Here is a 9,998-nt window from a genome sequence, read left to right as displayed (position 1 = left end):
GAAACGCCCGGTTACATTCCGAACCCGGAAGCTAAGCCTCACAGCGCCGATGGTACTGCAGGGGGGACCCTGTGGGAGAGTAGGACGCCGCCGAACAATATTTGGGAAAACCCCCGCATCATTTCGATGCGGGGGTTTTCTGCGTTATGGGGATAATCCCGGCGAATGACAGCTGGTTCGGCGTCAGAGTTCGGCACCGGTCAGAGTCGTCCCGCCGCTTTCAGGGCCAGATAGGCGTCGGCGAGCGCCGGCGCCAGATCCTCGGGAAGCGCGTCCACCACCGTCACACCGTGACGGCGCAGTTGTTCCGCGGTGCGCTCCCGTTCCCTCTGCGCCTGCCCCGCTGCCGCCGCCTCGTACACGGCCTCCGCGCTGCCACGGGCCCGAGCCATCCTGGCGATGTGCGGATCCGCCACCGAGGCGACCAGAACCGTATGGCGTTGAGTGAGCCGCGGAAGCACCGGGAGCAGACCCTGTTCCACCGGTGCCGCGTCCAGCGTCGTGAGGAGCACGATCAGCGAACGGCGGGGCGCCGTGCGCAGGGCGGCGGCGGTGAGGCCGCGAGCGTCGGTCTCGACGAGTTCCGGCTCAAGCGAGGCCATCGCGTCGACCAGGGACGGCAGCACGTCACCGGCGGTGCGGCCCTGGACCAGTGCGCGTACCCGGCGGTCGTAGGCCAGCAGCGCGACCCGGTCGCCGGCGCGCGCGGCGAGGGCCGCCAGCAGTAGGGCCGCGTCCATGGAGGCGTCCAGGCGGGGCGCGTCGCCCACCCGGCCGGCCGAGGTACGGCCGGTGTCCAGGACCAGCAGGATGTGCCGGTCGCGTTCGGGACGCCAGGTGCGGACGGCGACGGCGGACTGCCGGGCCGTGGCTCGCCAGTCGATCGAGCGGGTGTCGTCCCCGGGGATGTACTCGCGCAGGCTGTCGAATTCCGTGCCCTCACCCCGCGTCAGCACGCCGGTGCGGCCGTCGAGTTGACGCAGCCGGGCGAGTTTCGACGGGAGGTGTCTGCGGCTGGTGAACGGCGGCAGGACCCGTACCGTCCAGGGCACCTTGTGCGTGCCCTGGCGGGTGAACAGGCCGAGGGGACCGTAGGAGCGGACGGTCACGCGATCCGCCTGGCGGTCGCCGCGGCGGGTGGGGCGCAGCCGGGTCGTCACGCGCCGCCGCTCGCCCGGCGGTACGGTCAGCCGGTGCCGGGACGAGCCGGTCTCCGTGCCCGGCTGCCAGCTGCTCGGCGGCCATGCGTCGCGCAGCCGGGCTCGCAGGGGGCGGCCGGCCGGATTGGTGACCGTGAGGGTGACCTCGGCGGTGTCGCCGAGGCGGACGCTGGTGTCGCCGGAGCGGGTCAGCAGCAGTCGGCGTACCGGCGCTGCCAGCGCGTAGTCGCAGGCGCAGGCCAGGGCGAGGGAGCCGTTGACCGCGAGGATGCCCGTCCAGCCCGGCTCCAGGACGCCGACGGGGATCGAGCCGAGGGCCGCGAGAAGGGCGGCGCGTCCGGTGAGCGGCATCAGCGGGGAACCGGGACGTGGGCGAGGACGGCGTTGATGACCGAGTCGGCGGTCACTCCCTCCATCTCGGCCTCGGGGCGCAGCTGGACGCGGTGTCGCAGCGTCGGCAGGGCCAGGGCCTTCACGTCGTCGGGGATGACGTAGTCACGGCCGGTCAGCCAGGCCCAGGCGCGCGAGGTGGCGAGCAGGGCGGTGGCGCCGCGCGGGGAGACGCCGAGGGTGAGGGACGGCGACTCGCGGGTGGCGCGGCAGAGGTCGACGACGTAGGCGGTGATCTCGGGCGACACGGTGGTCGCGGCGACGGCGGCGCGGGCCGCGGCCAGGTCGGCGGGGCCGGCGACGGGGCGTACGCCGGCGGCGCGCAGATCGCGTGGGTCGAAGCCCGAGGCGTGCCGGGTCAGGACGTCGATCTCGTCCTGGCGGGAGGGCAGCGGGATCGTGAGCTTCAGCAGGAACCGGTCCAGCTGGGCCTCGGGCAGGGGGTAGGTGCCCTCGTACTCGACCGGGTTCTGGGTCGCGGCGACCAGGAACGGCTCGGGCAGCGGGCGCGGGGTGCCGTCGACCGTGACCTGGCGCTCCTCCATCGCCTCCAGCAGCGACGACTGGGTCTTGGGCGGGGTGCGGTTGATCTCGTCGGCGAGGAGCAGATTGGTGAAGACCGGGCCGGGCTGGAAGGAGAACTCGGCGGTCCGGGTGTCGTAGACGAGGGAGCCGGTGACGTCGCTGGGCATCAGGTCGGGGGTGAACTGGACGCGCTTGGTGTCGAGTTCCAGCGCGGAGGCGAGGGTGCGGACGAGCAGCGTCTTGGCGACCCCGGGGACCCCTTCGAGGAGGACGTGTCCGCGGCAGAGGAGGGCGACGACGAGGCCGGTCACGGCGGGGTCCTGGCCGACCACGGCTTTGGCGATCTCGGCACGCAGGGCTTCCAGGGAGGCCCGGGCGTCGGCCGCGTCCCCGTTCCGCCCGGCGTTGTCAGTGGTCGGGTCCATCATGGACGGCGTACCTCTCTTTCGAGGGCGTCGAGTCGGTCGGTGAGGGCGATGAGGGCCGCGTCGTCGTCGGGCGGCGGTCCGAAGAGGAGGGAGTGCAGGGTCTGTCCGTCTCCGGTGAGGCGGGCGGACAGGGCGGGGAGCAGGGCCTCGGGTGCGTGGGCCTGGGCGACGGGGACGCCGACGAGGGGGGCCAGACGGGTGCGGGTGGCGGAGCGCAGCACGGTGGCCGCGCGGTCGCGGGCGTCGGCCTTGCGGTAGAGGCGGGCGCGGCCCTCGGTGGTCTCGGCGGCGCGGACCGCGACGGGGAGCCGCTCGGCCACGAGGGGGCCGAAGCGGCGTGCGCGCCAGAAGGCGGCCAGGGCCGCCGCGACGAGGAGTTGCAGGGTGGCCAGGAGCCATCCCGCGGGGAGCAGGTCGAAGAGGCTTTCGCGCTCACCGGTCTCGGTGGCGGAGGCGTCGGCGAGCGAGGGGAGGTACCAGACCAGATGGGGGCGGGAGCCGAGGAGTTGCAGGGCGAGCGAGGCGTTGCCCTGTTCGTCGAGGCGGTCGTTGCGGAGGATGTCGGGTGCGCCGAGCACGAGGGTGTCGCCGTCCCCGGTGGCCGCCGGGAGGCGCAGCAGGGTGGCGAGGCGCTCGCTGGGGTAGCAGGAGTCCGCGTCGAGGCGGGTGGTGGTGTAGCGGATGCCGCCGGTGTCGGCGGTGCCCGCGCGCCGGGCCTCGGGCAGCGCGCACTCCGGGGCGAGGGTGGAGCCGCCGCTGGTGGCGGGGTCCGCGGTGACCCCGGGGGCGAGCCGTTCGACGGACCGGGCGCCGGCCGCGATCAGGACGGTGCGTCCGCCGGAGGCCGCGGTCGTGATGTGCAGCCGGGTCTGCTGGCCGGGGGTCAGCCGGTCGGGTACGGCGACCAGCAGGGTGGTGTCCGGGCCGGTGGCGGCGCGTGCCGCGTCGAGTGTGGTGACCACGCGGGTGGAGACGCCCCGCTGGGCGAGGAGTTCGGCGACGGCGCGGCTGCCGTAGGGGTCGGCGGAGCGCGGGTCCAGGTCGCCGTGGCGGGCCGTGGAGCGTACGGCGGCCATGGCGACGGCCGCGGCCAGGATCAGGACGGCGGCGAGCGTGATGCCGCGCGAGCGGGTCCACAGCCCGCGGGCGGTGGGGGCGGTGGAGGTGGTCGTGGGCGTGGCCTCGGCGGTCACTCGGCTGCTCCCCGGCGGGCGTCGCGGGCCGGGCCGGTGGTGCTGCCGGCCAGGGCCGGCCTGGTGCGTTCCAGGTCGTGGTCGAGTGCGGCGAGGCGGTCGTACGCCTGCTCGCCGGCCCTGCGTCCGCCGTATGTGACGTCGTCGAACGCACGGGCGGCGGTGCGCAGCCGGCCGGTGTGCGCGGGCAGGACGCGGCCGGCCTCGGCGGCGGCCTCGTCGGCGGTGCGGCCGGGGCGCACGTCCAGCAGGGCACGTTCCTCCAGGGAGCGGACGATGGCGCGCATGCGCTCCTGGACGGCCTGGTTCCAGTGGCCCTGGGCCGCGTGCGCCTCGCTGGTCGCGCGGTGTTCGGCGGCGCTGCGGGGGCGCTCGTCGAACAGGACCGCGGCGGAGGAGGCGGGCCGGCGGCTCGGGGTGCCGAGGCGCCACCAGAGGGCGGCGAGGACGGCGACGACGAACAGGACGACGGCGACCAGGCCGGCCGTGCCGCCCGGGGTGGCCGAGGCGGCGGCGCCGAGAAGCCGGTCGAGCCAGTCCCAGAACGCGTTCAGGGCGCGCTGGAACAGGCCGGGGTCGTTCTCGTGGTACATCCGCCGGGACAGCTCGCGCCGGGCCGCCTCCCGCGCGGGATCGCGCGGGACGGTCACCGGCGGCTCGTCGCCCGAGCCGCCGGCCGCCAACCGCAGCCGGTCCGCCGCCCGCCACAGCCGCCCCGCGGCCGTGGCGGTGGTGCCGGACGAGGCCGCCGCCGTGAGCACTCCCCCCGTGAGGCTCACCGCATCAGCTCCCGGGGAGGGGACCGGGGGCGCCGGTGCCGTAGTCCTGGACACCGGCGGCGCGGGCCAGTTCCAGGTCGAGGGCCTCGCGGCGGATGCGCTGGTCGATGTAGAGGAGCACGGTGACGCCGGCGCTGATCGGGAGGGTGAGCGTGGCGCCGATCAGGGAGCCGATCCCTCGGATGATCAGGAACGACCAGCTCACGTGTCCGCCGTCGGCGCCGAGCAGGTCGGCCATGCCGTCGCCGCTCACGGCCGCGCCGATGACGGCGAAGGGGACGGCCACGAGCGCGGAGACGATGTTCGCGATCAGTCCGGCGAGCAGCTGGATGCCGAAGACGCGCCACCAGGAGCCCCGCACCAGTTTGGCGGAGCGGCTCATCGACTTCCCTATGCTCTGGTGTTCCAGCATCAGGGCGGGCGCGGCCAGGTAGTAGCGGACGGCGAGCCATACCGCGACGATGGCGCCGCCGAGGATGCCCAGGACCATCAGCACGGCCCCGCCGGCGTCGCTGCCGCCGCTGATCAGGAGCAGCAGTCCGGGCAGTGCCCCGGCGACGATCACGCCGAGGACGATCAGGCCGAGCAGGAGGAGCAGACCGCACAGCCTGGGCAGCTGCGGGCGGGACGCGCGCCAGGCCTCGCCGGTGGTGACCGGCTTGCCGAGCACGGCGCGGCTGGTGATGGTCGTGAGCAGGACGGTCGCGACGACCATGGCGGCGGCGGAGATCACCGAGACGAGTCCGGTGCCGATCACCGTGTCGCGCAGGGAACGCAACACCTCGTCGGGTGTGGCGGTGCGGCTGTCGAGGGCGCCACCGGCGAGGGCGTCGTCGAGGATGTAGCCCTGGAGGAGGACCAGGCTGATCTCGGTCGCCAGGGCGACCGCCAGCGAGATGCCGAGCACCGAGCGCCAGTGGGTGCGCATGGTGGAGACGGCGCCGTCGAGGATCTCGCCGACCCCGAGCGGGCGCAGCGGGATGACGCCGGGCTTGGCGGCGGGGGGCGGTCCGCCCCAGCCGCCGCCCCAGGCCGGGCCGCCGCCCCAGCCGGCGGGCGGGCCCGCGTACCCGCCGCCGTATCCGCCGGGGCCGCCGGGGCCCGGGCCGCCGGGGGGCTGCTGCCCGCCCCAGTCGGGGCCGGGCGGCGGAGGCGGTGGGGCCTGGTCCGGGCCGGGGACACCGGTGGGCGCCGACCACTGGCCGGGTGGCGGCTGTTCCGCGGACCATTTCGTGCCGGGGCCCTGCGCGTCCGGGCCCGGCTGCGGTGCGGGCCCGGCGGGGCCCGGGCGGTCGGCGGGCTCGGCGGGGCCGGACGCACCGGGTTCCCGCCCCTCGGACGACGGGGCGGATCCGGGCGAGGCCCAGCCCGGAGTGTCTGTCATCGAAGCTCCTTCTCGGTGCCCGTCCGCGGTCGCGGCGGCAGGTTGGCAGCCATCGTGCCATGGGCCGGTCACCTGGGTACCGGCCACGGTGGGGGCTGGACTCCTTCAATTGTCGGCCGGATCCGGGGCAGACTGACGGCATGGCTGATCAGCAGGCGCGAACGGACGGGGACAAGCGGCCGACCGGGATACCGGCGATCCGATGGGAGGAACCACCAGAAGGTCCCGTACTGGTCCTTCTCGATCAGACGAGGCTCCCGGCCGAAGAGGTCGAGTTGGTGTGCACGGACGCGTCGGCGCTGGTGGAGGCGATCCGTTCGCTCGCCGTGCGCGGTGCGCCGCTGCTCGGGATCGCGGGCGCGTACGGCGTCGCGCTCGCCGCCGCGCGCGGCTTCGACGTGGCCGAGGCGGCGGGGGCGCTGGAGGGCGCCCGGCCCACCGCGGTGAACCTGTCCGTGGGGGTGCGCCGGGCCGAGACAGCGTACCGGGCGGCGCTGGCCGGGAGCGGCGATCCCACCGCCGCCGCCGTGGCGGCCCTGGCCGCGGCGCGGGCGCTGCACCGGGAGGACGCCGAGGCCAGTGCGCGGATGGCGGCCCATGGGCTGACGCTGCTGGACGAGCTGCTGCCCGGCGGCGGGCACCGGATCCTGACCCACTGCAACACCGGCTCGCTGGTGTCGGGAGGGGAGGGCACGGCCTTCGCGGTGGCCCTCGCCGCGCACCGGGCGGGGCGGTTGCGGCGGCTGTGGGTGGACGAGACGCGTCCGTTGCTGCAAGGGGCGCGCCTGACGGCGTGGGAGGCGGCGCGCGCCGGCATGGCGTACACGCTGCTCACCGACAACGCGGCGGGTTCGCTGTTCGCGGCGGGCGAGGTGGACGCGGTGCTCATCGGCGCGGACCGGATCGCGGCCGACGGTTCGGTGGCGAACAAGGTGGGGAGCTATCCGCTGGCCGTGCTCGCCCGGTACCACCATGTGCCGTTCATCGTGGTGGCGCCGGTGACGACGGTCGACCCGGACACTCCCGACGGGGCGTCCATCGAGGTCGAGCAGCGTCCCGGCTTCGAGGTGACCGAGGTGATGGCGCCGCAGGTGCCGGTGGCGGGGCCGGGCGGCGGTGTCCCGGTGGCGCCGCTGGGGACGCAGGCGTACAACCCGGCGTTCGACGTGACCCCGCCCGAGCTGGTGACGGCCATCGTCACCGAGGAGGGGGCCGTCTCGCCGGTGACCGCCGACGCGCTCGCCGAGGTCTGCGCGAGGTCCCGCCGGGCGGTGGCCGGCTGACGCGCCGCGGGGCCGGTGCGGTGCGCCGCACCGGCCCCGCCGTGGGCACGCGCGGGGTGTGGACGCGCCGGCGTCGGCGGACGGGGCAGACAGTGACGGCCCGATACGACTAGGGTCACCGGCCAGTGACCTCCCTCACCAGGGCGCCTGTCGCTGTTATGAGAATGGGATGATGTCGTTTATGAAGGGACGAGTCCTTGTCGTCGACGACGACACCGCACTGGCCGAGATGCTCGGCATCGTGCTGCGTGGTGAAGGTTTTGAGCCGTCTTTCGTAGCCGACGGCGACAAGGCGCTGGCCGCGTTCCGTGAGAGCAAGCCCGACCTGGTGCTGCTCGACCTGATGCTGCCCGGCCGGGACGGCATCGAGGTGTGCCGGCTGATCCGGGCGGAGTCCGGGGTGCCGATCGTGATGCTCACGGCGAAGAGCGACACCGTCGATGTCGTCGTGGGCCTGGAGTCGGGCGCCGACGACTACATCGTCAAGCCGTTCAAGCCGAAGGAGCTGGTGGCCCGGATCCGGGCGCGGCTCAGGCGGTCGGAGGAGCCGGCGCCGGAGCAGCTCACCATCGGTGACCTGGTCATCGACGTCGCCGGGCACTCGGTGAAGCGGGACGGGCAGTCGATCGCGCTGACCCCGCTGGAGTTCGACCTGCTGGTCGCGCTCGCGCGCAAGCCGTGGCAGGTGTTCACCCGTGAGGTGCTGCTCGAGCAGGTGTGGGGCTACCGGCACGCGGCCGACACCCGGCTCGTCAACGTGCACGTCCAGCGGCTGCGTTCCAAGGTCGAGAAGGACCCGGAGCGGCCGGAGATCGTGGTGACCGTCCGCGGTGTCGGTTACAAGGCGGGACCGAGCTGACATGTCCGGGGACAGTGCCGCTTCGGCTCCCGGCGGTCCCGGGAACCGTCCGGGGCGGCCTGTCGGCCGGCCGGCCGCGGGTGCACGCCTCAGGAACCTGTTCGAGCGCGGCCTGCTGGAGGGCGGTGCCCAGGGCAGCCCGGTCCTGCGGCTGCTGCTGCGCTGGGTGCGCCGTCCGCTGCTGCCGGTGATGCGGCTGTGGCGGCGCAACATCCAGCTCCGGGTGGTCGCCGCCACCCTGCTGATGTCGCTGGGCGTCGTCCTGCTGCTGGGCTTCGTCGTGATCGGGCAGGTGCGCAACGGCCTGCTGGACGCGAAGGTGAAGGCCTCGCAGAGCCAGGCCACGGGCGGGTTCGCGGTGGCCAAGCAGAAGGCCGACGAGGCGGCGGGCGGCACGGACGCGGCCGGTGGCACGGGCACCGGTGACGGCACGGCGACCGCGGACGGGCGGCAGTCGCAGAACGTCATCCAGTGGATGAGCGACCTCGTGGAGTCGCTGTCCAGCGGCGGCGCGGGCGCCTTCGACGTGGTGACGCTGCCCGTGGGCGACGACAGCGGCGGTGGACGCAGCCCCCGCGGCTCCGGCAACGTCAACCCGACCTCCAGCGTCCCCGCCGACCTGCGCGAGCGGGTCAACAGCGGTACGACGGCCGTGCAGAGCAACACGCGGATCGTCTACTTCGGCGGCAGACAGTCGCAGCCGGGGCTGGTCATCGGCAAGCAGGTCAACGACCCCAACGGCCGCCCGTACGAGCTGTACTACCTCTTCCCGCTCACGCAGGAGGAGAAGTCCCTGAGCCTGGTCAAGGGCACGCTCGCCACCGCGGGGCTGTTCGTCGTCGTCCTGCTCGGCGCCATCGCCTGGCTGGTGGTGCGGCAGGTCGTCACGCCGGTGCGGATGGCGGCCGGGATCGCCGAGCGGCTGTCCGCCGGCCGGCTCCAGGAGCGGATGAAGGTCACCGGCGAGGACGACATCGCGCGCCTGGGCGAGGCCTTCAACAAGATGGCGCAGAACCTCCAGGTCAAGATCCAGCAGATGGAGGACCTGTCGCGGATGCAGCGGCGGTTCGTCTCCGACGTCTCCCACGAGCTGCGCACCCCGCTGACCACGGTCCGGATGGCCGCCGACGTCATCCACGAGGCGCGGGAGGACTTCGACCCGGTGACCGCGCGGTCGGCCGAGCTGCTCGCCGACCAGCTGGACCGGTTCGAGTCGCTGCTCGCGGACCTGCTGGAGATCAGCCGTTTCGACGCGGGCGCCGCGGCGCTGGAGGCCGAGCCGATAGACCTCAGGGAGGTCGTGCGGCGGGTGGTGAGCGGTGCCGAGCCGCTCGCCGAGCGCAAGGGCACGCACATACGGGTGGTCGGCGACCAGCAGCCCGTCGTCGCCGAGGCGGACGCCCGGCGCGTGGAGCGGGTCCTGCGCAACCTCGTCGTCAACGCCGTCGAGCACGGTGAGGGCAGGGACGTCGTCGTCAAGCTCGCCGCGGCGGGCGGGGCCGTGGCCGTCGCCGTACGGGACTACGGCGTCGGGCTGAAGCCCGGTGAGGCGACCCGGGTCTTCAGCCGTTTCTGGCGGGCCGACCCGGCACGCGCGCGCACCACGGGCGGTACCGGCCTCGGGCTGTCGATCGCCCTGGAGGACGCGCGGCTGCACGGCGGCTGGCTCCAGGCGTGGGGCGAGCCGGGCGGCGGCTCCCAGTTCCGGCTGACGCTGCCCAGGACCGCGGACGAGCCGCTGCGGGGATCGCCGATACCGCTGGAGCCCAAGGACTCGCGCCGCAACCGCGGCCTCGGCGACGCGGGGCTGCCGCACGGCGGCGAGGAGAAGCGGGCGACCGTCCCGGTGCAGCAGGCCGGCGCACAGGCGTCCGCGCTGCCCCCGCGGGCGTCGATCGCGCCGCGCCTCTCCGGTGCCGCCCCGGCCGCCGATCCGACCGCGCTGCCCGGCAACGGCAACGGGGCGCGCGTGGTGCCCCGGCCCACCGGCGGACCCC

8 protein-coding genes and 1 rRNA gene are annotated in these 9,998 nt (G+C 74.6%); 4 read left to right on the top strand and 5 right to left on the bottom strand.

Going from position 1 to position 9,998, the window contains the following annotated elements; translation table 11 throughout:
- A 5S ribosomal RNA gene (gene rrf, locus IF37_RS41105) occupies window positions 1-96 on the top strand; the annotation flags it as partial.
- A gap of 104 nt (window positions 97-200) precedes the next feature.
- On the opposite strand, the gene IF37_RS0136840 is transcribed toward rrf, so the two are convergent.
- From IF37_RS0136840 to IF37_RS0136820, 5 genes are all read right to left on the bottom strand, one after another.
- Window positions 201-1,511, bottom strand: coding sequence for a DUF58 domain-containing protein (locus IF37_RS0136840; RefSeq protein ID WP_030753500.1), 1,311 nt, complete (start codon window positions 1,509-1,511; stop codon window positions 201-203).
- The gene (locus IF37_RS0136835; RefSeq protein ID WP_106981933.1) at window positions 1,511-2,500 is read right to left on the bottom strand and encodes a MoxR family ATPase; all 990 of its coding nucleotides are present in this window, start codon (window positions 2,498-2,500) and stop codon (window positions 1,511-1,513) included. The genes IF37_RS0136840 and IF37_RS0136835 overlap by 1 nt, the downstream gene beginning before the upstream one ends.
- Window positions 2,500-3,696 (bottom strand): DUF4350 domain-containing protein, encoded by a 1,197-nt coding sequence (locus IF37_RS0136830; RefSeq protein ID WP_030753494.1) that lies wholly within the window; start codon window positions 3,694-3,696, stop codon window positions 2,500-2,502. The genes IF37_RS0136835 and IF37_RS0136830 overlap by 1 nt, the downstream gene beginning before the upstream one ends.
- Window positions 3,693-4,406 carry a DUF4129 domain-containing protein gene (locus tag IF37_RS0136825; RefSeq protein WP_253915955.1) on the bottom strand — a complete coding sequence of 238 codons (714 nt, stop codon included), beginning with the start codon at window positions 4,404-4,406 and terminating at the stop codon, window positions 3,693-3,695. The genes IF37_RS0136830 and IF37_RS0136825 overlap by 4 nt, the downstream gene beginning before the upstream one ends.
- 73 nt (window positions 4,407-4,479) lie before the next feature.
- A complete protein-coding gene (locus tag IF37_RS0136820; RefSeq protein WP_030753490.1) occupies window positions 4,480-5,859 on the bottom strand; it encodes a glycerophosphoryl diester phosphodiesterase membrane domain-containing protein in 1,380 nt (459 codons plus the stop codon).
- Between the two features lie 140 nt (window positions 5,860-5,999).
- Between IF37_RS0136820 and mtnA the strand changes: the two genes are divergently transcribed.
- From mtnA to mtrB, 3 genes are all read left to right on the top strand, one after another.
- Window positions 6,000-7,142 (top strand): S-methyl-5-thioribose-1-phosphate isomerase, encoded by a 1,143-nt coding sequence (gene mtnA / locus IF37_RS0136815; protein ID WP_030753488.1) that lies wholly within the window; start codon window positions 6,000-6,002, stop codon window positions 7,140-7,142.
- Window positions 7,143-7,311: 169 nt separating this feature from the next.
- Window positions 7,312-8,001: a two-component system response regulator MtrA gene (gene mtrA, locus IF37_RS0136810; RefSeq protein WP_187279108.1), complete on the top strand. Its 690-nt coding sequence runs from the start codon at window positions 7,312-7,314 to the stop codon at window positions 7,999-8,001.
- A 1-nt stretch (window position 8,002) separates the two neighbouring features.
- Window positions 8,003-9,998, top strand: a 1,996-nt coding sequence (mtrB, locus tag IF37_RS0136805) for an MtrAB system histidine kinase MtrB (protein WP_030753485.1), incomplete at its 3' end; no start/stop codon positions are given.

The organism is Streptomyces sp. NRRL S-31 (genome assembly GCF_000718775.1).
Lineage (GTDB): Bacteria > Actinomycetota > Actinomycetes > Streptomycetales > Streptomycetaceae > Streptomyces.
The sequence above is the reverse complement of the archived record's forward strand: the minus strand, read 5'-3'. Positions and strand labels throughout refer to the sequence as shown.